The following is a 26,478-nucleotide window of genomic DNA, read 5'->3' as shown; positions in this document are numbered from 1 at the left end:
TTCACGATCGAAATCACATTTCAGCCCCAGGCTATCGTCATCAATGGGCGAGTACCTCCGTCGGTAGCTAGCCGAGTGAGGGCCATAATCGTAGAGGTGGCGGGCGCGGTTGCAGTCTGGGATCGGACCTTCTGGCTGGATTAGAGCCAAGCGCTTTTATAGGCAGTCCGCGGGGGCTGGCTCCACGGACGCCGCTCAGGCTGCGATAATATCGGGCTTCTTCAGAAAAATGTTGTCAAAACGAAACCAAGCGCAGTGAACGCACGGTGTGTTCAAACCTTTTAGCAAAGGGCTTGTCATCTGCTTCATGATTTCGAGCTAGACGCCCAAAACAGCTTAATGAGCGCAGGAAAGCGCCGATGATAGCCCTCAGTAGGAAAAGCGCGGCACAACCCACGGCGCATGCCTCTCATGTGGTGCATATTTTGCAGGCTTGGGGCTTCCAGCCCCTAGTGTAGCCGCGGCCCATGGCGATCGCCGCGATACGCAAAAGATCTTCCACCGCGTCGCGTCCCGCAAGCACCGTTCGGATGGCCTCGGGTGCATCGAGTCATGGAGCGCAAGCACTTCGAAGGCTTCGTCTTTCGGACTCTCTTGGTGTAGGGACTGCAGGATCATTGTAGGCGCAGCTTCAACTGCTTTTTGCTCTTGAGGACGTAGAGGGGGCGGGTAGCCACCTGCATCTCCTGAAGTCGCTCGGCGAGCTCAGCTGCTACTTTTTCGCGCCATACGCGGGATCCTACCACTGTCGCAAGGGCTCTTGCTAAAGTATCAGTCTGCATAGCTATCTCCATCTTTGTTCTTCTTATGCTCACGTTTTTATTGTGAGATATGCCGTGGTTCGTTTCGTGGAAGTGCAGCGAGCATAGGTCTTTTAAGGGTTATTTTGGGATCTGTTATTTTGGATGTAGGATAATTTCTAATGACACAAAAATATTTTAGAAAAATTTTTGATATTTTTGTGTATAAAATTATTTTTCCAGAAAAACGTAAATAACGTAAATATTGAATTGGGAATAGTTCTTGATAATAATAGTTACATCAAATTGATCTCGCTGTTAAAGCGCTGAAAAAATAGCAGTGGGTTGTTATGTCAAGGTACGCTTTGGCGTGGCGTCGCTCGCCGGGGAAGCCGCCCTGTAACATACAGGTTGGCCGGCTCTATTTGTTACGAGGTAGCCTTGGGCCTAAACCTAAAGGTGACGAAATAGCCCGCATCGGTTACGCACGTGTAAGTTCCGCTGATCAAGACCTAGAACCCCCGCGGTGGCGTGGCGCGGATTGATCGGCAGGTCATTTTCGATGCGCAGGCAGCGGTGCTATGCCCTGCCGACATAGCCCGCCGGGTTGGTTGCTCCCGAATGCAGGTCTATCGGATACTGAACATGACAAAGCCTGTTAGCGGGCTCGCTTGAGAATGGCGCCCTAGGACCGCCGATACTATTGTAATGATTTAGGTCAATCAGACGTCGCCAATGGATATGACATCGGTATCCTTGCCGCCGTGATAAATGCGAAGGATCGTTAAGGTGTCGTCTTTGACGCGAAAGGCGATGGTGGCTCTGCGGCGATAGCCTAAGATCCGTAGGCCGAGCGCCACGTCTCAAGCCCCGCTCGGGAAATGTCGCGAATTCCGTGCAATAGTCGATCAGCTTATCCACATAGGCCCGAGCCACGCGCTCGCCGGCTTGCGGCACAAGGTAGGTCAGCAATTGCGCCAGATCGCCTTCTGCCGCATCGCTGAACAAAACGACGTAAGATATCATGCGCGAGAGGACGTCCTGCCCGCCAAAGCATCGATACGGGCATGAAGCCGTCGCCGGGTTTCCTCCGGTGACGAGGTGCGCATATCGCCGGCGTCAATGGCCTCGACGGTTGGGGCGACCTCATCCAGCAGCCATTTCTCGATTGCGGCATCACGAGCGGCCAAGGTGCGCAGGCCATCACGGATCACTTCGCTCTCCGTCGCATATTCGCCGGAAGCGACTTTGGCTTTTACCATCTGCGCCATTTCCACGGGCAGGGTGATGCTGAGGGATTGGGTTGTGCGCATGATCGGTATCCTTTGCTACCACGTTTAATACCATAGAGCACGATTTAATCCTACAGATTTGCCGGATACCGATGTCGACTCATGCGCGGACTACAGGATGAAGTCGCTACCCCTCATGGCAAGGCTGAGATCGAGCACGATGGTGAAGTCCGCCACGCCGTCTCCATTGACGTCACCCGAGATGTAGGTGTCGCCTGACTTGATCTCGTAGTGCAGTTCGCCTGCGACTTTGTGGAACGCCTGTGTTCCGATGAATGTGAACTCCTGATCCCCGCTTGCCTTGGTACTGGCGTCAATCAGCTTCAAGTCGACCTTCTCAGCATCGGCACGCGCGAAGTCCTTGATGATATCGCGTCCGGTTGAGGCAACCGTCGAATCTCGCACCGATTTGAAGACGAATGTGTCCTTGGCGGCTCCCCCCGTCAGCGTGTCCTTGCCTAGCCCGCCATAGAGGGTGTCGATCCCATCTCCACCGTTCAGGATGTCGTTGCCGTCGTCGCCTTGAAGGATATCGTTCCCGTCATCACCGTTGAGCGTGTCGGCGCCCTTGCCGCCGTAGAGCTTGTCGTTGTCGGAGCCGCCGTTGAAGAAATCATTGTCGACCCCGCCACGAAGCGTATCGTTGCCTGCGCCTGCGAAAATGTTTCCCGTCAGCCGACCACCCGCGCCGTTATAGACGTCGTTCCCAGCCTTGAACATGATGTTGCCGGCAATCTTGCCGCCGACATTGTTGACTACGTCGTTTTGGTTGCCCAGCTCGACAACACCACGAAACGTGCCGCTGTTGGTGATCCGATATGCGACGCCGCTGGCGCCTGCGATGGCAAAGGAACCGCCCCAGATCAGGCCGCTATTGGTCACGGTGAGGGTGCCGGTTTCATCACCGAAGTTGCACATGAGGGCATTGTTGCCGCCGATGATCTGCCCGGAATTCTCGATCGTTCCGCCATGGCTGGGGTCGGACAGGGCATAGATCATGCCGTTCGCGCCACCGGTCACTTGGCCGGCATTCTTGAACTCAAACCTGTCACCGGACAAGGAGGCGCCATAGCTGTCGCCTGAGACCCGCGCCCCCTGCTCTATCTCGATCCACTTGTCAGCTTTGGTGGTGTCCGTCAGGCGAATAACCCCGACCTCGCCGCTCAGACGGGCTCCGGCAGAGACGAACACGCCAACGTTTTGGGACCAGCTGTCGATCAGCGTCCAGCCCCTTCCGTTGAGATTTACGCCCGTCGCAATGAACAGATCGGTTCCCGCTGAAAGGCTTAAGGTATCAACGTCGGCGTTGTCGCGTGTGATGATTTGAAGTGCCATATGAAGCTCCAAAGACCGGTACTCGGTAGAGTCCCGAATGAATTACCCGCTTTGCTTTAGGCCGCGCTTGGATCAGTCGACGGGTGTAGGCTCACCCATGCCCCGGTCTCTTCACCCGACCCTCAATCTGCCAATACCTGTACGAAGCGCTTGGCCACCCAGCCGGATCGGCACGGGCCGGTATAGGGGCCATCGAAGTACGGTGGAGCTTCGGGTATCTGGCAGGTTTCCATCAAAGGGACATCGTCTCTCACAGCAGGCGCGTAGATAACGCCGACAAATGTTGCGACATCCCAATCGTCAGGCGTGGCAAGGATGACGCGTGCCCCCTGATCCAAACGATCGATCTCCGCGGCCTTGATGGACGGTGCGGCGCGGACGGACAAGAAACCGTCGCCATTTTTCCGAAGGCCGATGATTTCGGCAACCGCTCCACCCGGTGCGATCTTTTGGCCATCGAGGACGATAGATTTCACCACGACAGGTTTGGGCGCTATTTCGCCGGAAAAGCAGGGTTTTCCAGTCAGCAGGGCGACGGTCAGAATGAGTGCGGCAATGCTGCTGTATTGCATGGTCATCACTACCTAGCGTTTGACGAGTTCGACGCGGCGGTTCTTGGCGCGACCGGTCTCTTCGTCATTGGATGCGACCGGCGAGGACATGCCGGCACCGAACGGCGTCAACCGCTTCGGGGAAATTCCGTAGTGCTTTGCGAGATCGGCCACCACGGCGTCGGCACGCTGCCGGGAGAGATCGATGTTATAGTCGAAGCCGCCTTTCGAATCGGTATGTCCGGTGACGACCACCGAGATATCTCCGTTCGCCTTCAGGAACTTGGCGATCTCATCCAAAGTCGGGCGAGACTCGGCTTTGATGTCGGCTTTGTCGAAATCGAACTGGATGCCGTAGAGAGCAACGTGGCCGCTTGCTGCAATCGACTGCTCCATCGCGCCGGCATCGACAAAGGCGATCTGGTCGCCCTGCATCGATTTGACGTCCGCTGCTATGACATGCACGAGCGGTCCGGTCTTGCTCTCGCCAAGAATGACGGCGGCATACACATCCCCGGCCGGCTTGGTTGCCTTGGCCAGAAGGTAGCGCACGCCATCGCCGTAGCGGTAATCTATTGTGCCATCACCCCCGACGAAATTGAAGCGATAGACGCTCGTGTTTCCCTTGAAGCAAGTTTCGTCCGCGCAGGAATAGAGGGTCTCGAAACCGTTTGATTTCAAAGATTCCTCGTAGTTCTTCATGATTTCGAGGAGGGACCGATCCTTAGGCGCGTTATAGCGGATGTCGGTAATGCCGCCTTCCACCTTGATGCTGTTGGTGTCTGTCAGCGTTTCGCCATCTACCTTGAGGTCGATTGGCGCATTGAGGAAGCGTTGCTCGTCAAATTCCGAGAGCTTGTAGCTGAAGATTTCAGAACCGGCATATCGGCCAATGAGAGGATGATCCTTTGAGCCTTTGATGTCCTCCTTCGCGGCGAGAGGACTGGAAAGAACCCCCACGATCGTCAATGCGACGACAAAACAGCTCGGAAATGAATACTGCTTCAAAATATTGCTCCGTATCAGGCGACCGCGCGTCACCATGCTTGGCGAAGGTCCGCCAGATGGCCCGCCGATCCCAAAGCAGCATTAGCAGCGACTAAACTCTTGCAATATTCCCCGACCGGGGAGCATTTGGTGACTTCAGAGTATTTTGGAGTGAGGCGCCTCTTGCGTGAATCGCGTTCCAAGCGGCAGTGGAGTGAACTCGACGTGGTCTGCGGCGCGAGCGTCGGGCTGGAGGTCATCGCACCCGATATCTGCCGCATCCTGCGCAGCATTGTCGGCGCTGACGCGGGCGCACTCTTCTGGATGGGGCAAGGCGACTTGCCGGTGGGGTTCTTCCATGAGGATTCTTCAGGGGCGGTCCGCGATCTATTCGCCAACGCCTACGAGGAATTGTTCGTCGGGCCTGCGGAGATCAATGTCGCCTCGCTGATCCGTCGTAAGGACCGCGCTTCCGGCCACGTGATCGCGCCGCCTGAAAGCTATTGGAAATCCAATACCTATAATTTGCTCGTCCGAGCGAGCGGACACCAGCATTCCCTCGACCTCCGTATCGATGAGAATGGTGTTGCCTGTGCGGTCCTTCTGCTGTTCCGGGAACGCGGCAGACCACCCTTCACCGAAGATCACATGGCGTTGCTGCAAATGGCACTGCCGGCTCTGCGCCGTGCGGTCCACCTGTCGCCGGCGCCACAACGATGGTCGGCTAAGGGGTCTCCAGCCTATCTGTTGGTCGATGGCCTTGCCCGGCAGTTGCTGTTCTGCTCGCCAACAGCAACCGAGCTATTGCAACGAAGCAATCTCGTTGCGCAGGGCGTGCCGATGTTTGGGGCGCTCACGACACCACCCGCCTTCGCCGCGGAACTCTCCCGGCGATTAAAGAGCGAGCACCGTCCGCGCATATATTTGCCAATCCCGGAAGGCCGACTCCACATCACAGCAGAGCGCCTTGCTGCAAACGGGGGCGAGGACGCAACCTTGATCACTCTGCAACATGAAGAACCAGATCGTATTGCAATCATGCGGCGTGTGCTGGGGTTCGATCTTTCACCGCGGCAGAAATCTATTATGCTGGCCGCCGCAGCTGGAGCGTCCCGCGCAGAGGCGGCCGAGCAGACCAGCACAAGTCCCGAAGCAATGAAAAAGCATCTTGCAGCGATATTCGATGTTGTAGGCGCACGCTCTTGGACCGACCTCACGCAGGTTTTTGCCACGCGCAGCACAGGCGAGAGCGAGTAGCTACACTATTCAATTTCCTCGCACTCGACGACGGCCATTCTGTCAGCCTTGTCGGTGTGTGGCGTTGTCATCTACCGCGAGGGCGTCGAGATCGCTCAGCAGTGCGGCGGCCATGCCGGCACGACGAACAACCAGATGGAGCTCACGGCGCTTCTGGTGGCGATCGAGCGGGCAGGGCAGTTATCCGGAAATTCCGGAGAACTCGTCACGATATGGTCCGACAGCCAGTATTGCGTGAACGGTGTCAACGAATGGCTGGCCGGTTGGAAGCGGAATGGTTGGAATCGGAAGAAGCCGAACAGCCCTAACCGCGCGGCCTGCGAGATCAAGAACCTTGAGCTTTGGCAAGCGATCGACGCGGTGCTGGGCGATGCGCTGACTACGAGCACGCTCGCTATCAGGTGGGTGAAGGGCCATGCCGGCATCGCTGGCAACGAGCGCGCCGACGAGCTGGCGGAGATGGGCCGGCAGGAGGCCATCGAGATGCGAGCGGGTTTGCTCACATCGTCCGACGACCTTGACGCGCGTTACCGCCAGATCATGGGGGCGGCATGATTGGTGCCCTGACCATGGCCACGGAGCCCGCCCGAGGCGTAAAGTCTCATGATAATCATACGTTCGACAATAGCGGTCGCACGGTGGGCCGAGACAGCCACCGCAACTGCGGCCTTCAAGATGACGCTGGCGATTTTGTCACGAACTATCATTTGGATGTCTCCGCGAACCATATCACCGACAATCCACGGCCGCAAAATTGGTTCCCATCGCAGGGTTGTCTCGCAGCCGCTAGGACCCCACCCAACCGTTCACGATATCATCTTCGAAGGAATTTCCTCCTGGTACGGGCGTGACATCCGGTGCCTCTTCAGGGACAACATCGGGTCCCGGTTCTTCAATCGGGCGGTCCGGAATGTCCGGCAGATCTTCTGGAGTCTCTTCCGGAGGAACTTCCAGGGGCTTTTTCGGATCGTTTGGGTCATTGGCCATATCGCTCTCCTCTACGACCATGCAACCGGCGCAGGCCGGCGAATGTTCCGCGAGGTGGCGGAATGATGTCGCCCCTAAGAAAGAGAGGCCGCGGTTGCAGCCTCTCCAGATCGCTACGGGCGCTATGCGGACAAGCGGCCGCCCCCGGAGCGCGAGCGGATCATCCACGGCTGAACACCGGGAGAATTCACCAGGATGCCCTTCTTCTCTCCAAAGGAGCGGATGGCATCGCGTCCGATTTTTACGGGCTTGTGACCGTCGAAGGCCATGTAGCAGGTCTTCAAAGTCGCATCGTGAATTATGTCACGATCGCGTTCAGGCCATTCTTCGAGGAAGTCGATGGCGTCTTCCAAGCACGTTATCTCCCGGACCAGTTCCCTGCGTTCCTTCAGATAGACGGGCTTATCAAATACCTTCGAGTTCATTTCTACCTCACTGAAAACGTTGGTGATCAACAAGGATGGCGTCGCGTCGCGACGCCGGCTGACAATTTGTGGACGACGCCGGGCGAGTTCAAGAGGCTTTTGTCTTGGTTTTTATGGCGGCCAGGTCTGAATTGATTCAGGAACGCGTCAATATCTTCAACGTGGCCAGAGATTGCGGCGTTCGGCTCTTGGCAGCGAGCACAGTCCTGCGAGCCGTCGGCCAGGCGAGTGTTTTGCAAGCCCACAGTCCGCGAGATCGGTCAGCGATGGGGAGAGGGCCATCTGCGGCTAACACTTCGCCTGATGGCGGGTACGCGCTCGAATGCACGCGAACTCTACGCCGACATGCTGAAGGCGGTGGCCCGGCTCCTCGCTCGCAATCCTGATTTGATCCGCCGGCAATCATTCGTCGTTGAGTTCAACAACACTGACCTTGGCGAACTCCGCCGCCAAGCAAAGATGATGCGGTACGGGGTACCGACTAGCGATGTGTTGCTGGTTCTGCTGTTGAAAGGCCCAAAGTGCTAGGGCAACGCCATGCCTGAGACCGTCAGGCAACGTTCCGAGGCTTACGGCCATTCAGAAGGCCAGTTACCGTGAAACTGCGTCAGCGGCTTCCCCCGGACGAATGGAGCAATGCTTTACGTGGATAAATGCGCTGCAGGATCAAAACGACAGGGAGTTGCCGTACAACTGGTCTTTCATCAAAGTGCGCACCGGGCGCTATCTGTCTGATTTCGCTGAAGAAAATGATATGGGCGAGCGAAAACTCCTTCGGGTTATAACGGCTATATGCCAGTGCATTGCCGATAGCTTGAACCAAGCGAGGCAAATTCGGCTTGACCGCCCGGATTGCGCTATGTCCGAAAATGCGTTTGAACTCACGTCAACAACGGCAACGTCCGAGAAATGCGCCACACACTGGCGCGATACGGACGGGAGGCCGCATATCGACTCTGTCCTTGGTAAACGAGGGTACTCGACCCCCGGTTCATCCGGTCGCGGCATTCCGATAAGAACCGCAGTCTTCGAGTAAGGGGATAACGCAGCGGAAGCTACCCCGGTGGTGCGGCGCGTTTAGTAATCCAACGCGCCGCCCTCAATTCACACCGCTACACGGCGCGCAGCCTTGTCAGCGGCTTTGCGATCCGAACCGTGCTCGGCAAGGATCTTTCCGGCATCCTCAACGGAAATCCGGTGCTTCTTTGCCAATGTCTTGGCATCATAATTCTGGGCAGACGCCGAGGCGTCTTTCGATTGTGCCATGATGTTTCTCCTAGGGATTGCGGCAAGGCATGAGCGCCACTAGGCGCGCCAAAGCCGATGAGCCTTATGTAGGTGGTCCACCGCCATATAGCAACCAGCTGAAATCCAAGGGGGAGCCGCTGCACCCCGCATCATTCGGGGCCTTGGCCACCTGCGGGTGACGCCGCCACGGTCCAGCGGCCAAGCCGGGCGGGTAGCTCGGCATTTCACATAAGAGGCGAGGGGTTTGCGCCGCGTCCGCGCGCTGCGAAAACAAAATCAACCGTACGGCCAACTGTTGAAAGGTCGGTCACCGGCGTTTCCGGAAACGTGATCCAGAATTCGTCTTCAATCAGCATCATGATTTGGGTGACCTCTAGGGAATCGGCCCCGAGATCCCCTATGTACGACGCATCGTTTTCGAGTTCTTCTTTTGAGACGTGAAGCTGCGCCGCGACAATTTTCTTTACCCGATAGGCAACATCAGATCTGCTTACATCGGTAAACATTGGGATTTTCCTCGATTGGTAACGGGGTCTGGGTTGCACGCGTCGAGCGCGCTACGCATTCCCGGTGGGATTAGCGAGTAGGACGGGTCGGCCCCTTAGGAGCCCCGCCTTCATCGTCCCAGACGTCGATGCCGGCATTTCGATCGCGGTGCGACGCGGCCTTGGAAAGCGGATAGTCTTCCGCTCCGATTGTCGCGCTCTTTATGAGGCGAATGATCTTTCTGGCTTCTTCGTTCTCCGGGCCAACGCCGCCCATAAGTTTTTCAGTCTCGTAATTCGCGTCGCTAAGAACCTGGCGAAGCACGGTCTTGGTGACTTTTGCCTTTGTCCGTGGCGCCCTGAAAGTCAGGATCACCATATCCAGCCTTCGGTTAGGACATAAATGACCATGATCAAGCTGGCTCCAAGCCCAAAGTGAGAGGCCATCTCGGTAACCATCTGACGGTTCTGGAAACGGTAGATTGTGGAAGACATGCAGTCCTCCTTCATTTGGGGCCAGGGTATCAAGCCCTCAAACAGCAGCGCCCGTAATGATGGCTGCTGGAATAACAACCATGCGCGCTCACCGAGGCATTAGCAAGAAATCAAATGAGGCCATTTAAAGCCTTCAGATCAGGCGGCCCCATACGGCATAGCCGCAACAGAAGAGATGCGTGAGGTTTGGTGCGCCAATGGCCCTCCTGAAAACTGACACCTTTTTTTTACGCAGACTCAGCGTATATAGGGGTAATGAGATTTAGTGTTGACAAAGAGAAAACAATTGAAGCGCTTCTTTATATCGTGACGCGATATGGAGAGGTGGGCCGATTCCATGCTCTGAAAACGCTCTATTACGCTGATCGGGCACATCTCCAGCGCTACGGCCGACCTATCACTGGCGACCGCTATATCGCCATGGAGAACGGCCCGGTTCCATCTTATGCCTACAACGCCGTGAAGCAGCAACTGCCCGAGGCAGAGCGTGTCATCGTCGCGGGAGCGCTGTCCCCGGGTAACGGAGCCCGCCATCCGACGTATAAGCCGCACCGGGAGCCCGACCTGTCCTTTTTCAGCCGGACAGACTTGGAGTGCCTGGAGGAGGCGTTCGACTATTGCCGTCGTCGGTCCTTCGGAACCATTTCTGATGAGACGCACGATCATCTTGCGTGGAAGAAAGCCGACCTCAACGGTGAGATGCGCGTCGAAGACATGCTCGATGGTGCATCCGACGAGATAAAGCAGGAAGCGGAGCTGTTTGCTTCCTATGGCGTCTTGTAAGCTTGGCCACATCTACATCGTTGATACTGTCCTGACCAAACCGGCCAAGGAAAAGTTTGCGCTTTGCGTCTGCATCTCCGACCGCTATTTCGTTTGGATCAATACCAACCCCGCGCCGCACGGCAAAGATCAGTTGTTCCTGCCCGCGGGCTGTCATCACCTCGTCCAGCACGACAGCTATCTCGACCTGTCCCGCATCGTATGCCATCCCGAATGGGAGCTAGATGATGCTAAGGAATTCCCTCAGATATCGAAATCCGTTGCTTCCGACATCGTGGCGCTGATCGACGCCGGCCTCAACGTGATGCCGCCGCGCCATGCTGCAATAGTGCGGGCCGGTGTCGTAAATATCACTAACCAAGCTGGCGCGTAACCCCAGCATGCTTGAAGCGAGAGCCGGGCTTGGGCCCGGCTTCTCAGAGAGTTTAATCGCCACTCTTGCCGAGCCCTGATGGTCCATCAAGGCGGCCGGCCGTTGCGGCCAGCACTCGGATTGCATCCATCGCCGTGGCTAGGCCTTGCATCAGCATAGCAGTATCGCGCGTTCCGCTGAACTTGTCGATTTCGAGTGCCCGGCTACGAAGCCCGGCACTCTCGGATTCCAAACGGGCGAGAAGGTCATCGTTCATGGTGCTCTCCTTCAGGAACCATACGCAGCTTTATTAGGATGCTTCGGCGCTTCTGAATTCACCGCCATCTGACCTTCTTTCAAGGCAGGCTTATCAGCCATCCCAGAAACATGGTCGGCGGGGCCGGTCCCTTTCGTGGCTTTCGGCTGTTTGTGTTCGCGCGCCGAGGGGTGTGTCCCGTCAGAAATACTACCGGGATGCGGGTCTTCGACGACCGGTGTCGGTGTAGCGGATTTGCTTTCGTCGGGCTTCGCCATAGTTGCTCTCCTTTTCTGGGAGAACGCTACCGCTCGCTATCGGGTTCCTCTGCCGATCAAAACCATTGCCACGCCATCCAAAAGCAGGCGTAGGCGAAGACCCCGATAACGAACAGCAAAGCAATTTGCCGGGCCATGACACAATATCCCTCTCGTTCAATCAGGATGCGCCATCAGCGGGCCGGAGTCGACGCTTCCCTGGAGGGTAGCGGCAAAAGCCGCCGGTGTCCGTAAGCTCGTAGAGGCCGCTAGCCGGCCGTCAGAAATTGCCCACGCTCACATCGAGCATGCATGCCGTACCTGCGATCTGCGCGCCGCCTAGGTCACGACGATCTGGCCGTTTTGCACGAACTCGGTGACATCGAGATCGAACCGCTGCACAACGGCTTGATCATCACCCTCTGTGGCCGGCGCGAAGTGCAGGAAATAAGACGCATTCCGGCTTCTGGAGCGTTCAATCTCCGTGGCGGACAGTTTCTGCCCAACGTAGATGCCGTCACCGATTTCGTGGCCATCAACCATGACAGCCTTCTTCACGGTGAACTTCACAGGGGTGATGGTCATGGGCTTCCTCCGTTCGACTGGACTTTGCCACGGCCATGGCGAAAGCGAAACTCGCGAATGAGTTAAACCAAAGATGAGAGTAGTATGCCGCCCTTCTGCTCGCGAACGGGGCTATGACAGCAGATGGGATAAGGCGCGCAAAGCCTTCCTCGCCAAGCCGGAGAACCAGTTCTCTGAGCGCTGCAAGGCCTCTGGTTTTCTGACGTCGGCAACCTACGCATGGATGGGACAGCCCAGACGAACCCCAGGCGCATGCATCTCGTCGTCAACCACCACACCCCCCAAAAAGGCGACCAGCCTCTATTCTGGGACCGCTCCAATTGGGAAATTGTCTGTCCCGACCACCATGACATCCGCATCCAGCAAGAGGAGCGTGGCAAGGTGAGGAGCGGGACAGGCGTTGACGGTCGACCGCTCGACCCAACCACCCATGGAAACCGAAACGGCGGGTGACCATGCCCGACCCTCGACGTAGGCGAAAGAAAGTTGCGCAACTGCGTACGAAAGCGCCGATGGGGAGGGGGCATCGAAAGTCGGAGGGCCTTGGGGTCCGGACCAGCCAGGGGCAGCGTTCGCACTGAGATCAAATCTGAAACAAAAAGTTGGGGCCACCCCGTAGGGGTGATGTGTCATGAACGTTATCGGAATTGACGGAACTGGCGAGATCGTCACCGAGCCTGACTGGGAAAGCATCTTCAACGATGTGCTCGAAATCGGCCAGGCGCAAGAACACTGGCGGCGCGTCACAACCGAGTTGAAGGACCGGGTGTGATGTCGCAGGGAATGCCCATGCGCTACAGCGCCTGGTCGTCGCCTATGTCCTGTACGACCGGTCCCTTCGTGAGGTGGCAGAAAACGGCGCGGTGACCCGGCCGAAGCGTGGAAACCCGAAAACGATAACCCGGACCAGTCCCCACTTCATCGCCATGCGCGAAATGGCATCTGATGCGTGCCAATCTCGAGCTGACCGAGCTCGCCGCCGACAAGCTGGCGAAGGCGCTCCAGAAGACGTTCGACCCGACAGCGGGTGGTGCCGTGGACACGTATCATTCAATCTCATCTCGGCCATGCGCCCGGATCGCGGGTTACGGATCAGGTCTACGTGCATACGACACCCGACGATTACAGGGCTGTCATCTTTGATTTGTCGAAGATGAGGCCGGCTGGTAAGCGAGCCGCGTGAAGATCGCTCCATGCCGTTGTGCCAAACGCTTGGCACCGGCAACCTCTCTTTCTCAAGATGCGCTTTGCACCATCCGAACTTGGCACCATCTGGCACCAGAAATGACAAAGGCCTTGGCGATTTCTCGCTAAGGCCTTTAAAAGGATGGTGGGCGTGACAGGGATTGAACCTGTGACCCCTACGATGTCAACGTAGTGCTCTCCCGCTGAGCTACACGCCCATCCGATGAGGGGCATAGACCACAAAACATCTGGCGGCGTCAATAGCTTTTTGAAGCTTTTTTTACACGCCGTTTTTGTGGTCTTTTCCGGGGCTTAGGCGGCCAGCATCTTGTTGACTTCGTCGACGAGGTCACGCAGATGGAAGGGTTTCGACAGCACCTTGGCGTCCTTCGGAGCCTTGGAATCCGGGTTCAGCGCGACCGCGGCAAATCCGGTGATGAACATCACCTTGAGGTCGGGATCGAGCTCGGTGGCGCGGCGCGCCAGCTCGATGCCGTCCATCTCCGGCATCACGATGTCGGTGAGCAGAAGCGAGAAGGGTTCTTCGCGCAGCCGGTCATAGGCGCTGGCGCCGTTGTCGTAGGACAGCACCTGGTAGCCTGCCTTTTCGAGCGCCTTCACCAGGAAGCGGCGCATGTCGTTGTCGTCTTCGGCGAGGAGAATCTTGGGTGTCATGGATTTCGGGAACCATTGCTGAAGGTTGTCGGCCCGCGGACGGGCGGTTCTGATACACAAACGTATTCCGGTAAATATCCGGTGAATGTGGCAGGGCAAGGCCTATGCCCAATGTTCTCAGTATGGACAGGCGGGCATGCCGCTGGCAACATGGGCGACGCAATGATTTCAAGGCATGGTAAAGGACTGCAATGGCGGGGGCCCCAAGCGAAAACAGCCATTTCGAAGTGCTGGAGCCGGTTTCGCAGAGCGTGCCCCTCGTCTTCAACTCGCCCCACAGCGGCCGCCGTTATCCACAGGGCTTTCTTGCGCAGTCGCGGCTGGATGCGCTCGGCATCCGCCGTTCGGAAGATCATTATGTCGATGAACTGTTTTCCGTGGCACCGGCGCTCGGCGCGCCGATGCTGATCGCGCATTTCCCGCGCGCCTGGCTCGACGTCAACCGCGAGCCTTATGAGCTCGATCCGCGCATGTTCGAGGGTGCACTGCCCTCCTATGCCAATATCAATTCCATCCGCGTCGCCGGCGGTCTCGGCACGGTGCCTCGGGTCGTCGCGGAGAATATGGAGATCTATCGCCATCGCTTTCCCGTCGAAGAGGCGCTGGAGCGGGTGGAGACGGTCTACAAGCCCTATCACGATTGCCTGCGCCGTCTCGTTGTGCGCACCCATCTCGCCTTCGGCTTCTCGGTGCTGATCGATTGCCATTCCATGCCGGGCAATATCCGCGTCGCGGGCTCGGGGCTGCGGCCGGATTTCATCATCGGCGACCGCTACGGCACCAGTGCCTCGGGCGATCTGTCGCGCACCGCCATGCGGCTCTTGGAGGACATGGGTTTCACCGTCGTGCGCAACAAGCCCTATGCCGGCGGCTTCATCACCGAGCATTACGGCCGGCCGGCCAAGGGCCTGCATGCTTTGCAGATCGAGGTGAACCGGGCGCTTTACGTTGATGAGACGACGCTTGCCAAGCGGCCGGACTTCGCCGTGCTGCAGACGGCGATCTCCGCCTTCCTGCAGGACTTTTCCGAGCATGTCGAGGAATATGCCGCAGACCGGGCACTTGCCGCCGAATAGGTCCGCTTCCCTTTCAAAAAAAACCGCGCTTGCGGCGCGGTTCAAGTCTAGGGAGGAAACACCCAAGGAGGGTATTTACAGTCGGTGAAGACTGTAAGGAAATGGTAATGTTGCGTCGCACAAGAGTCAAGCGCAGCTGCGAGATAAATTTGCGATTCGCTAAGCAAGAATGTTGCGTTCGCCTTCGGGCCGCTTTTGCGTCAATCCGGTTCCGTTTTGCCTGACGATGCAGTATTGAGAGGCGTGAAAAATCCCTCCGAGAGAGCCTCCATGTTGCCTGATCGCGCCTTTTTCGACCTTCTTGCCGAGGCGGCCAAGAAGGAAACCCTGCCGCGCTTCCGCGTCGGCGCCGATATCGTCAACAAGGAGGCTGCCGGTTTCGATCCGGTGACGGAGGGCGACCGCGCCGCCGAGACGGCGATCCGCACGCTGATCGAACAGCATTTTCCCGATCACGGCATTCTCGGCGAAGAGCACGGCTCGGTCGGCCTCGACCGCGAATATGTCTGGGTCATCGATCCGATCGACGGCACGCGCGCCTTCATTTCCGGCGTTCCGGTCTGGGGCACTCTGATCGGCCTCTATCGCAACGGTGATGCGGTGATGGGCCTGATCGACCAGCCTTTCACGGGCGAGCGCTATTTCGCCGATGGCAAGGCCTCGCACTATGCCGGCCCCGACGGCAGGAAGGTGCTCTCGACGCGCGCCTGCAACAACCTGTCGGATGCGATCATGTTCACCACGTCGCCGCATCTGTTCAAGGATAGCGGCAAGACCCGATTCGAGGCCGTGCAGGACAAGGTGCGGCTGTTCCGCTACGGCGTCGATTGCTACGCCTATGCGCTTCTGGCGGCAGGCCATGTCGATCTCGTCGTGGAATGCGGGCTGAAGCCCTATGATGTCGGCGGTCTCATCCCGGTCATCGAGCAGGCGGGTGGCATCATCACGACGTGGGATGGCGGGCCGGCGGAGAATGGCGGCGAGATCATCGCGGCCGGCAGCCGCGCGGTCTATGATCAGGCGATGGCAATTCTCAAGGCTTGACCGGTCAGGCGCCGAGGTTGGTTTCCTCGGCGTCGCTGCCGGGAATGAAGGCATCGATCGCCGCCAGCGCCTGGGCGCGGAATCGGTCGGATTCCTGGAACAATTCGTGTTTTGCGCCGTCGATCTCGATGAGGCGGGCGGCGCGGAAAATGCGGGCGAGGTTGCCGATCGTTGCGCGCGGCACCAGTCTGTCGGCCGTCGGGCAGAGAATGAGGGTGGGAACGCGGATGCGCGTCAGGTGATCCTGATGCGTCACGCGCGCCATGGCCTTCAGTGTCTCGTTCAACCAGCGCGCGCTCGGCCAGCCGATCGACAGTTCCGGATGTTCGGTGAAGATCGCCGTGTTGCGGGCGAAGCGCCGCGCGTCCGAGGTGACGACATTGCTGGCAAAATCAAGCGACGGATCGCCCTTGCGGAAGGTGCGCCGGCCAAGACCGAACAGCGAAGCGAGGCGGGCGATGATGCTGATTTTGCGCTGGCTCATCGACTGGCCGCCGAGCGCGATGAAGGGGGCGGCAAGCACCATGCGCTCGATGCGGTTTTCCAGCTCCGGCGCCTGCGAGAGGGCGACAAGGGCGCCTGTCGAATGGGCGACGATGTAGAAGGGCAGGCGGGCATCCGGCAGCACGATCTTTTCGAGGAAGAGGGCGAGGTCGGCCTCATAGTCGGAAAAGCGGGCGACATGGCCGGCGCGGGTGCCGGATACCAGCCGGTCCGATCCGCCCTGGCCGCGCCAGTCGAAGGTGGCGACCCACAGGCCGCGCGCCGTCAGGTCGTTGATCGTCTCGAAATATTTCTCGATGCATTCGCTGCGCCCGCCAAGCAGCACCACCGTGCCTTTGGCCTCGCGCTGTTCTGAACGGAACACGGCATAGCGAATCTTCACGCCGCCGTGGCCTTCCATGAAGCCGGCGAAGTGGTTTTCGGGAACCGGATTGTCGGCTGTGGCGTGGAGGATGGAATCCATCGGGCGGACAGGTCTCGGCAACGTCGATGACTAATGGGCGTCGATGGAAGATGGATAGGCGCTCGCTCCGGCGTCGTCAAAGAAAAAAGCCGGATGCATGTGGCAACGGGGGTGGCGCACATGCAGTCCGGCCGCAATTTAACCGGGGAGGAAGGGACGTTACACCCCGGTCGTCAGAAGTTTTCGCTTCCGATGCTCCGGTTCTAGCAGCGCGAAGCTGAACGCTGTCCGAAGCGGCCGTTCATCCGGCGTTCATCTGCCGAAAATCTTTTTGGCCAAACGGGAGGTCAGGCGCCGCGCCAGTCCGGGCGGGCCAACTCGTACCAGACCTCGCCCTGTTCGCTGCCGGGAATGGGATCGGGCCAGTCGGTGTATTCGGTGCGCGTGTGGCGCATGCCGAGCTTTTTCATCACGCGGCGCGAGGCTTGGTTCACCGCCATCGTGGTCGCCACGATCCTGTCATAGCCGCCGTCCCTGAAGCCCCATTCGACCAGTGCTAGAGCCCCTTCCGCCGCCAGCCCCTGGCCCCAGTCCGCCCGGCGCAGGCGATATCCGAGTTCGGCCAAGTCCTTGCTTTCCGGCCATAGGCAGAACCAGCCGGTAAAGGCGTCGTCGGCTGTGCGCCGTGCCGTCCAGACATAGGGCTCGGTGCCGTCGGGCATGAGGAATGTCGCGTTCGGATCGGCGTTGGCCCGATCGACGGGGTGTCCACCGTTGAGAAAGCGCATGACGTCGGGATCGCGTTCGAGCGTGATGAAATCGGCGCGATCATCAAGAGTGCAGGGGGTGAGCGTCAGCCGCGTCGTCTGCAAAACGTGCATGTCATGGTCCTCCAGTGCATGGCCACTATGCGGAGATTCGCGCCCGGTTCCAGATCCGAAGCAAATTGCATCGTGCCCTCTTGAACGCCCGAAAACGCGTTACCATCTCATCGTCACGGACGCCGAAAGGGTCCGTCGAGGTTTCCGTCGCCACTCACGGGGCGGAGACCGGATGAACCGGGCCGCACCCTTTTGAGATCAGGGGTGGCTTTTTGGAAGATCGCAACCGTTGCTCTCAAGGAGGACACCATGCGTCACGTCGATTTCTCCCCCCTCTACCGTTCCACCGTCGGTTTCGACCGTCTCTTCACCATGCTCGACAGCCTCGGCCAGCCTGACCAGGCCCAGAGCTATCCGCCCTACAACATCGAACGCACCGGCGAAAACACCTACCGCATCACCATGGCGGTGGCTGGTTTCGACGAAAGCGAACTGTCGATCGAAGCGCGCGAACATGCGCTGACCGTCAAGGGCGAGAAGAAGGACGAAACGGCTGATGAAAGCCAGTATCTCTACCGCGGCATTGCCAAGCGCGCCTTCGAGCGCCGCTTCCAGCTCGCCGATCATGTGGAAGTCCACGCCGCTTCGCTGAAGAACGGCCTTCTCCACATCGATCTCCTGCGCGACATTCCGGAAGCCGCCAAGCCCCGCCGTATCGAGATCACGGCCGTCAACCGTGAAGCCAAGCAGATCGAAGCGCAGAGCAACTAAGCTCGGCCCCTTGATCGGAAATGAAGAGGGCGGCGCCGCAAGGCACCGCCTTTTTTCGTTTCAGAGCGCCGAGAGGAAAGTGTCGACCTCGGCTTCCGTCGTCGCAAAGCTCGTGACGAGGCGGATCAGCGTTTCATCCTCCCGCATCGTCGCCTTCACATCCGGCCCCGCCGGCCAGTCGTAGAAGACGGCGCCCTTATCCTGCAGAGCCTTCATCGCGTCGTTGCGGATGATGACGAAGAGCTCGTTGGAGCCTGTCGGCCAGGCGAGGCGGGCGGTGTCGGACGTGGCGAAGCCGGCGGCGAGGCGGGCGGCCATGCCGTTGGAATGGCGGGCGAGGTCGAGCCATAGGCGGTCGCGGAAATAGGCGTCGAACTGGGCGGCGATGAAACGGGATTTCGAGAAGAGCTGGGCGGAACGCTTGCGCAGGAAATGCATCTGCTGCGCCTTGGACGTGTCGAACAGCACCAGCGCCTCGGCGCACCAGCAGCCGTTCTTCGTGCCGCCGAAGGAGAGGATGTCGACGCCGCGCTTCCAGGTCATGTCCGCCGGCGTCGCGCCGAGATGAACAAGCGCGTTGGCGAAGCGTGCGCCATCCATATGGAGCGGCAGGCCGGCTTTTTTCACGACATCGGAAATCGCTGCGATCTCATCCAGTGTATAGGCGGTGCCGGCTTCGGTGGCCTGGGTGATGGTGACGGCCATCGGCTGGCCGCCATGCACGAAGTTCGGCGGGAAGCGGCCGATGGCGGCGGCAAGCGCTTCCGGCGCGATCTTGCCAGCGGGGCCGTCGATCGGCACCAGCTTGCTGCCGGTCGCGAAAAATTCCGGCGCATTGCATTCGTCGACATTCACGTGCGCCTCGCGGTGGCAGAAGACCTGCCCGCCCGGCCGGTTGAAGCTTGCCAGCGCGATCGAATTGGCCGCCGTGCCCGTTCCGACGAAGAAGACGGCGACATCGCGCTCGAAAATCTCCGAGAAGGTCTTTTCCACACGCTTGTCGAGATCGCTGGTGCCATAGGCGGAAGCGAAGCCGCCGGAGGCATCGACGAGGCTCTTTGCGATGTCGGTATGGGCGCCTGCCCAGTTGTCGGAAGCGAAAAACATGCTGTTTCCAATGCGAATTGACGATTTTCGACGACCATAATGCAGAAACACCTGTGATCAATCGGCGTATCGGGGTGAAAAACGCACTTTGCCAAATATTGAAACTTCCGGAAAATTTACGCACTCAAATTGTAATTAAATTTCAAGCTCGCGAAAAAGCGGGCAATTTTTCTTCATGAGGTGGTGTTTATTTGGCATGATGGTCTTGTGGCGGTGGGAGGTTTCTGGCATAGGACTCGTGAAATAGGACAGGGCTCCTGTCCTATTTCGGTCAAAAGACCGAAACGGCGCCGTCTTGCAGGGATGCGGATGCGCTGGAAATGGCCCGGACGGGAGCGCACGCCGCACCGTTCGACGCCGGGATGGTCCGATGATCGTTATCTGGTCGGCTGTCCGTTCGGCTGGATCAGGCTCAGGAAGAATGCGCTCGGTGACGGGCTTGCCGGAAGGCAGGCGGCAGTCACACGGGCGAAAACGAATGTCCGCAGGATGCGGGCCCCACAGGAGGGACGACGATGATGGAGAAGACCCAAGCATATGATTTGCGGCAGACCCGGGCGCAGACGACTGCGACGGGCGCCAAAACGCGCGCTTCCGCTCCGGGCCTGCCGAAAAAACAGGGACTCTACGATCCGCGCAACGAGCACGATGCCTGCGGCGTCGGTTTCGTGGCGCATCTGAAAGGCAAGAAGTCGCACCAGATCGTCAAGGACGGGCTTTTCATGCTCGAGAACCTGACGCATCGCGGCGCCGTCGGCGCAGATCCGCTGATGGGTGACGGTGCAGGCATCCTTGTCCAGATTCCGGACCGCTTCTTCCGCGAGGAGATGGCCAAGCAGGGTGTCACGCTGCCCAAGGCAGGCGAATACGCCGTCGGCCACATCTTCATGCCGCAGGACGAGAAGCTGGTCGACTATTTCAAGAAGGTCATCGGGGACGTCGTCGCCGAAGAGGGGCAGGTCCTCATCGGCTTCCGCGACGTGCCGGTCGACAATTCCTCGCTTTCCAGGGCGCCCGAGATCGCCGCCACCGAACCGCGTCACGTTCAGGTCTTCGTCGGCGCCGGTCGGGAAGCCGCGACGAACGGCGAGTTCGAGCGCCGCCTCTTCACGCTGCGCAAGGTGATCTCCAACCGCATTTACGACGAATACGAGGGCGAAGAGAGCAACTTCTATCCCGTCTCTCTCTCCTCGACGACCATCGTCTACAAGGGCATGTTCCTCGCCTATCAGGTCGGCGCCTATTATAAGGACCTCGCGGACCCGCGCTTCGAGTCCGCCGTCGCTCTCGTGCACCAGCGCTTCTCGACCAACACCTTCCCGTCGTGGAAGCTCGCGCATCCGTACCGCATGGTCGCCCATAACGGCGAGATCAACACGCTGCGCGGCAACGTCAACTGGATGGCAGCCCGCCAGGCCTCCGTCTCCTCGCCGCTGTTCGGCGAAGACATCACCAAGCTCTGGCCGATCTCCTACGAGGGCCAGTCGGATACGGCCTGTTTCGACAACGCGCTCGAATTTTTGGTGCGCGGCGGCTATTCCATGGCGCATGCGGTCATGATGCTAATCCCCGAAGCCTGGGCCGGCAACCAGCTGATGAGCCCCGAGCGGAAGGCGTTCTACGAATACCACGCCGCCCTGATGGAGCCGTGGGACGGCCCGGCCGCCGTCGCCTTCACCGACGGTCGCCAGATCGGCGCGACGCTCGACCGCAACGGTCTGCGCCCGGCCCGCTATCTCGTCACCGACGACGACCGCGTCATCCTCGCTTCCGAAGCCGGCACGCTGCCGGTCAAGGAAGAGAGCATCATCAAAAAGTGGCGCCTCCAGCCCGGCAAGATGCTGCTCATCGACATGGAAGAGGGCCGCATCATCTCCGATGAGGAGGTGAAGTCCGCGCTTGCCGAGAAGCACCCCTATCGCGACTGGCTCGACAACACCCAGATCATTCTGGAAGACCTCGGCCCGGTCGAGCCGCGCGCGCTGCGCCGCGACGTCTCGCTGCGCGACCGCCAGCAGGCCTTCGGTTATACCCAGGAAGACACCCGGCTGCTGATGTCGCCCATGGCGACCACGGGGCAGGAGGCGATTGGCTCCATGGGTACGGACACGCCGATCTCGGCCATGTCCGACAAAACCAAGCTGCTCTACACCTATTTCAAGCAGAACTTCGCGCAGGTGACGAACCCGCCCATCGACCCGATCCGCGAGGAACTGGTCATGAGCCTCGTCTCCTTCATCGGCCCGCGCCCGAACATCCTTGACCATGGCGGTGCCGCCAAGGCCAAGCGCATGGAAGTGCGCCAGCCGATCCTGACCAATGGCGACCTGGAGAAGATCCGCTCCATCGGCCACGTCGAGGACCGTTTCGACACCAAGACGCTCGACTTCACCTATGACGTCTCGCGCGGTGCGGAAAGCATGCCGGAAATGCTAGACCGCCTCTGCGAGCGCGCCGAGCAGGCTGTCGGCAGTGGCTACAACATCATCGTGCTCTCCGACCGCCAGATCGGCCCGGATCGCGTGGCGATCCCGGCGCTGCTGGCGACCGCTGCCGTGCACCACCACCTGATCCGCAAGGGTCTGCGCACCTCGGTCGGCCTCGTCGTCGAGACCGGCGAGCCGCGCGAAGTGCATCATTTCTGCCTGCTTGCCGGCTACGGCGCGGAAGCGATCAACCCGTATCTCGCGTTCGATACGCTCACCGACATGCACAAGCGCGGCGAGTTCCCGAAGGAAGTCGACGGCGAAGAGATCGTCTATCGCTATATCAAGGCGATCGGGAAGGGCATCCTGAAGGTCATGTCCAAGATGGGCATCTCGACCTACCAGTCCTATTGCGGCGCGCAGATCTTCGACGCGATCGGCCTGTCGTCCGAGCTGGTCGACAAGTTCTTCTTCGGCACGGCGACGACCATCGAGGGCATCGGCCTCGATGCGATCGCGCAGGAGACCTTCAACCGCCACAAGGCCGCCTTCGGCCGCGATCCGCTGCTTGCCAACACGCTCGATATCGGTGGCGAATATGCCTATCGCATGCGGGGCGAGGAACATGCCTGGACGCCCGACGTCATCGCCTCGCTGCAACACGCGGTGCGCGGCAACGCCGCCGACCGCTATAAGGAATTCGCCGAATTGGTGAATGCCTCGTCGCTGCGCATGAACACGATCCGCGGCCTGTTTTCCATCAAGGGTGCGGAAGCGGCCGGCCGCAAGCCTGTTACGATCGATGAGGTTGAGCCGGCGGTCGATATCGTCAAGCGCTTCTCGACGGGCGCCATGTCCTTCGGTTCGATCTCCCGCGAGGCCCACACGACGCTCGCCGTCGCCATGAACCGGATCGGCGGCAAGTCGAACACCGGCGAGGGCGGTGAGGAAGCCGACCGCTACCTGCCGCTGCCGGATGGCTCCGCCAATCCCGAGCGTTCGGCGATCAAGCAAGTCGCGTCGGGCCGCTTCGGCGTAACCACCGAATATCTCGTCAATGCGGACATGCTGCAGATCAAGGTCGCGCAGGGCGCCAAGCCCGGCGAGGGCGGTCAGCTGCCGGGCCACAAGGTGGATGCGACGGTCGCCAAGACCCGTCACTCCACGCCGGGCGTCGGCCTCATTTCGCCGCCGCCGCACCATGACATCTATTCGATCGAAGACCTGGCGCAGCTCATCTACGATCTGAAGAACGTCAACCCGGAAGCCGACATCTCGGTCAAGCTCGTATCGGAAGTTGGCGTCGGCACGGTTGCCGCCGGCGTCGCCAAGGCGCGCGCTGACCACATCACCATCGCCGGCTTCGACGGTGGCACGGGCGCCTCGCCACTCACCTCGCTGAAGCATGCCGGCTCGCCTTGGGAAATCGGCCTTGCCGAGACACATCAGACGCTCGTGCTCAACAAGCTGCGCTCGCGCATCGCCTTGCAGGTCGATGGGGGCCTGAAGACCGGCCGCGACGTCGTCATCGGCGCGCTGCTCGGGGCCGACGAGTTCGGTTTCGCCACCGCGCCGCTGATTGCGGCCGGCTGCATCATGATGCGCAAGTGCCACCTCAACACCTGTCCGGTCGGCGTTGCGACGCAGGATCCGGTCCTGCGCAAGCGCTTCAAGGGCACGCCGGAACATGTCATCAACTACTTCTTCTTTGTTGCCGAAGAGGTGCGTGAAATCCTGGCTTCGCTCGGCGTGCGTTCGCTGAACGAGATCATCGGCGCCTCGGAACTGCTCGAGAAGGAGACGATGATCTCGCACTGGAAGGCCAACGGCCTCGATTTCTCCCGCATCTTCCACAAGGTCGATGCGCCGAAGGAAGCGACCTACTGGACCGAGCGCCAGAACCACCCGATCCAGGACGTTCTCGACCGCAAGCTCATCGAGCAGGCCAAGCCCGCGCTCGAAGAGAAGACGCCCGTCGCCTTCGAAGTCGACATCAAGAACGTCGACCGTTCGGCCGGCGCGATGCTGTCGGGTGCGGTCGCCAAGCGCTACGGCTTCAAGGGCCTAAAGGACGACACGATCTCCGTGAAGCTGCACGGCACGGCCGGCCAATCCTTCGGCGCGTTCCTGGCGCGTGGCATCACCTTCGATCTGGTGGGTGCGGGCAACGACTATGTCGGCAAGGGCCTGTCGGGTGGCCGTATCGTCGTGCGTCCGCCGGAAGGCAACCGCGCGGTGCCGCATGAATCGATCATCGTCGGCAACACCGTTCTTTACGGCGCGATCGCGGGCGAGTGCTACTTCAACGGCGTGGCCGGCGAACGTTTCGCCGTGCGCAACTCCGGTGCGGTCGCCGTCGTCGAGGGCGTGGGCGACCATGGCTGCGAATACATGACGGGCGGCGTCGTCGTCGTCATCGGCCAGACGGGGCGCAACTTCGCGGCCGGCATGTCGGGCGGCGTCGCCTATGTGTTGGACGAGGAGGGTGATTTCGCCCGCCGCTGCAACATGGCGATGGTCGAGCTCGAGCCGGTGCCGGAAGAGGACGACATGCTGGAGAAGCTGCACCACCACGGTGGCGACCTCATGCACAAGGGCATGGTCGACGTGTCCGACGACATGACGCGCCATGACGAGGAGCGGCTCTACCAGCTGGTCTCGAACCACCTGCACTATACGGGCTCGCCGCGGGCCAAGGAGATCCTCGACAACTGGGTCGAGTATCGTCCGAAATTCCGCAAGGTGATGCCGGTCGAGTACCGCCGCGCGCTCGAAGAGATGGAGCGCATGAGGATGGGGATCGCTGCCGAATAAGGCGGCGGTCCATCTCCCTTCACTGACCGGCTGCGCGGGAAGCGGCATCCGGATCGAATTCATCTTCACCGGTGTGACAGCGAAGCTGTGCACCGGTCCGGGGCCGCAAGGCACCGTCTTGAGCAAGGATTATAGACGTGGGCAAGGTTACTGGTTTCATGGAAATCGACCGGCAGGTGGCGAAGTATCAGCCGGCCTCCGACCGCATCCGCCATTTCCGCGAATTCACCATCCCGATGTCGGACCCCGAGGTCCAGAAGCAGGCCGCACGCTGCATGGACTGCGGCATTCCCTATTGCCACGGCCCGACCGGGTGTCCTGTCCATAACCAGATCCCAGACTGGAACGATCTCGTCTATAACGGCAACTGGGAAGACGCGATCCGCAATCTGCATTCGACCAACAACTTCCCGGAATTCACCGGCCGCGTCTGCCCCGCCCCCTGCGAGGAGGCCTGCACGCTGAACCTCGAGGATGCGCCGGTCTCCATCAAGACCGTCGAGCAGGCCATCGCCGACAAGGCCTATGAGATGGGCTATATCGTGCCGCAGCCGGCAACGGTGAAGACCGGCAAGAAGGTTGCCGTCATCGGTTCCGGCCCCTCCGGCATGGCGGCGGCCCAGCAGCTCGCCCGCGCCGGCCACGAGGTGCATCTCTACGAGCGCGAATCCAAGGCCGGCGGCCTGCTGCGCTACGGCATTCCGGACTTCAAGATGGAGAAGAACTTCATCGACCGCCGCGTCGACCAGATGCGCGGCGAAGGCGTGACCTTCCACTACGGCGTCAATGTCGGCGTCGACAAGCCGATGGCGGAGATGCTCGCCGAGCACGATGCCGTGCTCTATTGCGGCGGCTCGGAAACCCCGCGTGACGCCGGCATTCCCGGTGTTGATTTCGCCGGCGTGCATGATGCCATGCCCTATCTCGTGCAGCAGAACCGCCGCGTCGGACGTGAGAACATCGACAGTGTCGGCTGGCCGTCCGAGCCGATCGTCGCCGGTGGCAAGCACATCGTCGTCGTCGGCGGTGGCGATACCGCGTCGGACTGCGTCGGCACGGCATTCCGCCAGGGCGCGGTGAAGGTGACGCAGCTCGACATCCGCCCGCAGCCGCCGGAAAAGGAAGACAAGCTCGCTGTCTGGCCGTTCTGGGCGACGAAGATGCGCACCTCCTCCTCGCAGGCCGAAGGTGCCGTGCGCGAATTCCAGGTCGGCACGCTCGAATTCGTCGGCGACGAGGACGGTGTTCTGACCGGCGTGAAGTGCTGCCAGGTGGATGATCGCCGCAAACCGATTGCCGGCACGGAGTTCATCATCAAGGCCGACCTCGCCTTCATCGCCATCGGCTTCCGCGGCCCCTTCACCGACAGCGTGCTGAAGGACCTCGGCGACAAGCTTGCGATCAACACCGACAAGCGCGGTTCGTCCAATGTCATCGCCAACGAGCGCGACTACAAGACCTCGGTCGACAAGCTCTGGACGGCCGGCGACGTGCGCCGTGGCCAGTCGCTCGTCGTTTGGGCGATCCGCGAAGGCCGTCAGGCCGCCCGCGCCATCGACGAGGCCCTGATGGGTGCCACGACGCTGCCGCGCTGAGCGGCTGAAAACATGAAAGAGG

The 26,478-nt window shown here is 60.0% G+C and carries 28 protein-coding genes, 1 tRNA gene and 1 pseudogene; 11 read left to right on the top strand and 19 right to left on the bottom strand.

The genetic code is table 11. The features are described from left to right. Window positions 1-614 precede the first annotated feature (614 nt). On the bottom strand, window positions 615-782 hold the full coding sequence (locus ACOZK4_RS22380; RefSeq protein WP_421593877.1) for a hypothetical protein: 168 nt from the start codon (window positions 780-782) through the stop codon (window positions 615-617). Window positions 783-1,271: 489 nt separating this feature from the next. Between ACOZK4_RS22380 and ACOZK4_RS22375 the strand changes: the two genes are divergently transcribed. Next, window positions 1,272-1,415: a helix-turn-helix domain-containing protein gene (locus tag ACOZK4_RS22375; protein ID WP_421593875.1), complete on the top strand. Its 144-nt coding sequence runs from the start codon at window positions 1,272-1,274 to the stop codon at window positions 1,413-1,415. A 216-nt stretch (window positions 1,416-1,631) separates the two neighbouring features. Here the strand turns inward: ACOZK4_RS22375 and ACOZK4_RS22370 are convergent. The 5 genes and pseudogenes from ACOZK4_RS22370 to ACOZK4_RS22350 form a co-directional block, all read right to left on the bottom strand. Continuing rightward, window positions 1,632-1,766 (bottom strand): annotated as a pseudogene (locus tag ACOZK4_RS22370) (type II toxin-antitoxin system RelE/ParE family toxin); the annotation flags it as partial. Continuing rightward, the gene (locus tag ACOZK4_RS22365) at window positions 1,763-2,053 is read right to left on the bottom strand and encodes a ribbon-helix-helix domain-containing protein (RefSeq protein WP_313521873.1); all 291 of its coding nucleotides are present in this window, start codon (window positions 2,051-2,053) and stop codon (window positions 1,763-1,765) included. The pseudogene ACOZK4_RS22370 and the gene ACOZK4_RS22365, both read right to left, overlap by 4 nt. Before the next feature lie 90 nt (window positions 2,054-2,143). Beyond that, complete coding sequence (locus ACOZK4_RS22360; RefSeq protein WP_421593873.1) at window positions 2,144-3,367, bottom strand: calcium-binding protein; 1,224 nt, start codon at window positions 3,365-3,367, stop codon at window positions 2,144-2,146. A gap of 122 nt (window positions 3,368-3,489) precedes the next feature. Continuing rightward, window positions 3,490-3,939, bottom strand: coding sequence for a hypothetical protein (locus tag ACOZK4_RS22355; protein WP_421593871.1), 450 nt, complete (start codon window positions 3,937-3,939; stop codon window positions 3,490-3,492). A 12-nt stretch (window positions 3,940-3,951) separates the two neighbouring features. Beyond that, a complete protein-coding gene (locus ACOZK4_RS22350; protein WP_421593870.1) occupies window positions 3,952-4,962 on the bottom strand; it encodes a DUF4892 domain-containing protein in 1,011 nt (336 codons plus the stop codon). Between the two features lie 126 nt (window positions 4,963-5,088). Between ACOZK4_RS22350 and ACOZK4_RS22345 the strand changes: the two genes are divergently transcribed. Together ACOZK4_RS22345 and ACOZK4_RS22340 are read left to right on the top strand one after the other, a co-directional pair. Next, on the top strand, window positions 5,089-6,162 hold the full coding sequence (locus ACOZK4_RS22345; RefSeq protein WP_421593868.1) for a hypothetical protein: 1,074 nt from the start codon (window positions 5,089-5,091) through the stop codon (window positions 6,160-6,162). 54 nt (window positions 6,163-6,216) lie between these two features. Beyond that, window positions 6,217-6,717 carry a ribonuclease H family protein gene (locus tag ACOZK4_RS22340; RefSeq protein ID WP_421594151.1) on the top strand — a complete coding sequence of 167 codons (501 nt, stop codon included), beginning with the start codon at window positions 6,217-6,219 and terminating at the stop codon, window positions 6,715-6,717. Window positions 6,718-6,948: 231 nt separating this feature from the next. On the opposite strand, the gene ACOZK4_RS22335 is transcribed toward ACOZK4_RS22340, so the two are convergent. The 5 genes from ACOZK4_RS22335 to ACOZK4_RS22315 form a co-directional block, all read right to left on the bottom strand. Further along, a complete protein-coding gene (locus ACOZK4_RS22335; RefSeq protein WP_421593867.1) occupies window positions 6,949-7,149 on the bottom strand; it encodes a hypothetical protein in 201 nt (66 codons plus the stop codon). A gap of 122 nt (window positions 7,150-7,271) precedes the next feature. Beyond that, entirely contained in the window at window positions 7,272-7,574 is a 303-nt protein-coding gene (locus ACOZK4_RS22330; protein ID WP_421593866.1) for a DUF982 domain-containing protein, read from the bottom strand. A 1,104-nt stretch (window positions 7,575-8,678) separates the two neighbouring features. Next, window positions 8,679-8,840 (bottom strand): hypothetical protein, encoded by a 162-nt coding sequence (locus ACOZK4_RS22325; protein WP_313521886.1) that lies wholly within the window; start codon window positions 8,838-8,840, stop codon window positions 8,679-8,681. Window positions 8,841-9,046: 206 nt separating this feature from the next. Beyond that, window positions 9,047-9,328: an acyl carrier protein gene (locus ACOZK4_RS22320; RefSeq protein ID WP_421593865.1), complete on the bottom strand. Its 282-nt coding sequence runs from the start codon at window positions 9,326-9,328 to the stop codon at window positions 9,047-9,049. A 70-nt stretch (window positions 9,329-9,398) separates the two neighbouring features. Next, window positions 9,399-9,686 carry a hypothetical protein gene (locus ACOZK4_RS22315; protein WP_313521890.1) on the bottom strand — a complete coding sequence of 96 codons (288 nt, stop codon included), beginning with the start codon at window positions 9,684-9,686 and terminating at the stop codon, window positions 9,399-9,401. Window positions 9,687-10,057: 371 nt separating this feature from the next. Between ACOZK4_RS22315 and ACOZK4_RS22310 the strand changes: the two genes are divergently transcribed. Both ACOZK4_RS22310 and ACOZK4_RS22305 read left to right on the top strand, forming a co-directional pair. Further along, the gene (locus tag ACOZK4_RS22310) at window positions 10,058-10,585 is read left to right on the top strand and encodes a Panacea domain-containing protein (protein WP_421593864.1); all 528 of its coding nucleotides are present in this window, start codon (window positions 10,058-10,060) and stop codon (window positions 10,583-10,585) included. Then, entirely contained in the window at window positions 10,572-10,958 is a 387-nt protein-coding gene (locus ACOZK4_RS22305; protein ID WP_421593863.1) for a hypothetical protein, read from the top strand. Before ACOZK4_RS22310 ends, ACOZK4_RS22305 begins: the two co-directional genes overlap by 14 nt. 52 nt (window positions 10,959-11,010) lie before the next feature. On the opposite strand, the gene ACOZK4_RS22300 is transcribed toward ACOZK4_RS22305, so the two are convergent. The 3 genes from ACOZK4_RS22300 to ACOZK4_RS22290 all read right to left on the bottom strand — a co-directional run bounded on the left by ACOZK4_RS22300 (window position 11,011) and on the right by ACOZK4_RS22290 (window position 12,035). Beyond that, window positions 11,011-11,214 (bottom strand): hypothetical protein, encoded by a 204-nt coding sequence (locus ACOZK4_RS22300; RefSeq protein ID WP_313521894.1) that lies wholly within the window; start codon window positions 11,212-11,214, stop codon window positions 11,011-11,013. 11 nt (window positions 11,215-11,225) lie between these two features. Continuing rightward, complete coding sequence (locus tag ACOZK4_RS22295) at window positions 11,226-11,471, bottom strand: hypothetical protein (protein WP_421593862.1); 246 nt, start codon at window positions 11,469-11,471, stop codon at window positions 11,226-11,228. A 318-nt stretch (window positions 11,472-11,789) separates the two neighbouring features. Next, entirely contained in the window at window positions 11,790-12,035 is a 246-nt protein-coding gene (locus tag ACOZK4_RS22290) for a hypothetical protein (RefSeq protein WP_313521898.1), read from the bottom strand. A 631-nt stretch (window positions 12,036-12,666) separates the two neighbouring features. Between ACOZK4_RS22290 and ACOZK4_RS22285 the strand changes: the two genes are divergently transcribed. Beyond that, the gene (locus ACOZK4_RS22285; protein WP_421593860.1) at window positions 12,667-12,807 is read left to right on the top strand and encodes a hypothetical protein; all 141 of its coding nucleotides are present in this window, start codon (window positions 12,667-12,669) and stop codon (window positions 12,805-12,807) included. Window positions 12,808-13,363: 556 nt separating this feature from the next. On the opposite strand, the gene ACOZK4_RS22280 is transcribed toward ACOZK4_RS22285, so the two are convergent. Both ACOZK4_RS22280 and cpdR1 read right to left on the bottom strand, forming a co-directional pair. Then, window positions 13,364-13,438, bottom strand: a tRNA-Val gene (locus ACOZK4_RS22280). A 94-nt stretch (window positions 13,439-13,532) separates the two neighbouring features. After that, window positions 13,533-13,895: a response regulator CpdR1 gene (gene cpdR1 / locus ACOZK4_RS22275; protein ID WP_069061148.1), complete on the bottom strand. Its 363-nt coding sequence runs from the start codon at window positions 13,893-13,895 to the stop codon at window positions 13,533-13,535. A 191-nt stretch (window positions 13,896-14,086) separates the two neighbouring features. Between cpdR1 and ACOZK4_RS22270 the strand changes: the two genes are divergently transcribed. Together ACOZK4_RS22270 and hisN are read left to right on the top strand one after the other, a co-directional pair. Continuing rightward, complete coding sequence (locus ACOZK4_RS22270) at window positions 14,087-14,971, top strand: N-formylglutamate amidohydrolase (RefSeq protein ID WP_421593859.1); 885 nt, start codon at window positions 14,087-14,089, stop codon at window positions 14,969-14,971. Window positions 14,972-15,241: 270 nt separating this feature from the next. Continuing rightward, window positions 15,242-16,015, top strand: a complete 774-nt coding sequence (gene hisN, locus ACOZK4_RS22265) for a histidinol-phosphatase (RefSeq protein ID WP_421593858.1) — start codon at window positions 15,242-15,244, stop codon at window positions 16,013-16,015. 4 nt (window positions 16,016-16,019) lie between these two features. Here the strand turns inward: hisN and ACOZK4_RS22260 are convergent, their stop codons facing one another. Together ACOZK4_RS22260 and ACOZK4_RS22255 are read right to left on the bottom strand one after the other, a co-directional pair. After that, on the bottom strand, window positions 16,020-16,982 hold the full coding sequence (locus ACOZK4_RS22260; RefSeq protein ID WP_421593857.1) for an alpha/beta fold hydrolase: 963 nt from the start codon (window positions 16,980-16,982) through the stop codon (window positions 16,020-16,022). Between the two features lie 287 nt (window positions 16,983-17,269). Continuing rightward, window positions 17,270-17,803, bottom strand: a complete 534-nt coding sequence (locus tag ACOZK4_RS22255) for a GNAT family N-acetyltransferase (protein WP_421593855.1) — start codon at window positions 17,801-17,803, stop codon at window positions 17,270-17,272. A 249-nt stretch (window positions 17,804-18,052) separates the two neighbouring features. Between ACOZK4_RS22255 and ACOZK4_RS22250 the strand changes: the two genes are divergently transcribed. Beyond that, the gene (locus ACOZK4_RS22250; RefSeq protein WP_421593854.1) at window positions 18,053-18,514 is read left to right on the top strand and encodes an Hsp20 family protein; all 462 of its coding nucleotides are present in this window, start codon (window positions 18,053-18,055) and stop codon (window positions 18,512-18,514) included. Between the two features lie 60 nt (window positions 18,515-18,574). On the opposite strand, the gene ACOZK4_RS22245 is transcribed toward ACOZK4_RS22250, so the two are convergent. Next, entirely contained in the window at window positions 18,575-19,621 is a 1,047-nt protein-coding gene (locus ACOZK4_RS22245) for a threonine aldolase family protein (RefSeq protein WP_421593852.1), read from the bottom strand. A 515-nt stretch (window positions 19,622-20,136) separates the two neighbouring features. Here ACOZK4_RS22245 and gltB point away from each other — a divergent pair. Continuing rightward, the gene (gene gltB / locus ACOZK4_RS22240; protein WP_421593850.1) at window positions 20,137-24,861 is read left to right on the top strand and encodes a glutamate synthase large subunit; all 4,725 of its coding nucleotides are present in this window, start codon (window positions 20,137-20,139) and stop codon (window positions 24,859-24,861) included. 137 nt (window positions 24,862-24,998) lie between these two features. Then, window positions 24,999-26,456 (top strand): glutamate synthase subunit beta, encoded by a 1,458-nt coding sequence (locus tag ACOZK4_RS22235; RefSeq protein WP_421593849.1) that lies wholly within the window; start codon window positions 24,999-25,001, stop codon window positions 26,454-26,456. Window positions 26,457-26,478: the final 22 nt, after the last annotated feature.

Origin of the sequence: Shinella sp. M27, assembly GCF_049199905.1 — a bacterium.
Classification (GTDB): domain Bacteria; phylum Pseudomonadota; class Alphaproteobacteria; order Rhizobiales; family Rhizobiaceae; genus Shinella.
The sequence above is the reverse complement of the archived record's forward strand: the minus strand, read 5'-3'. Positions and strand labels throughout refer to the sequence as shown.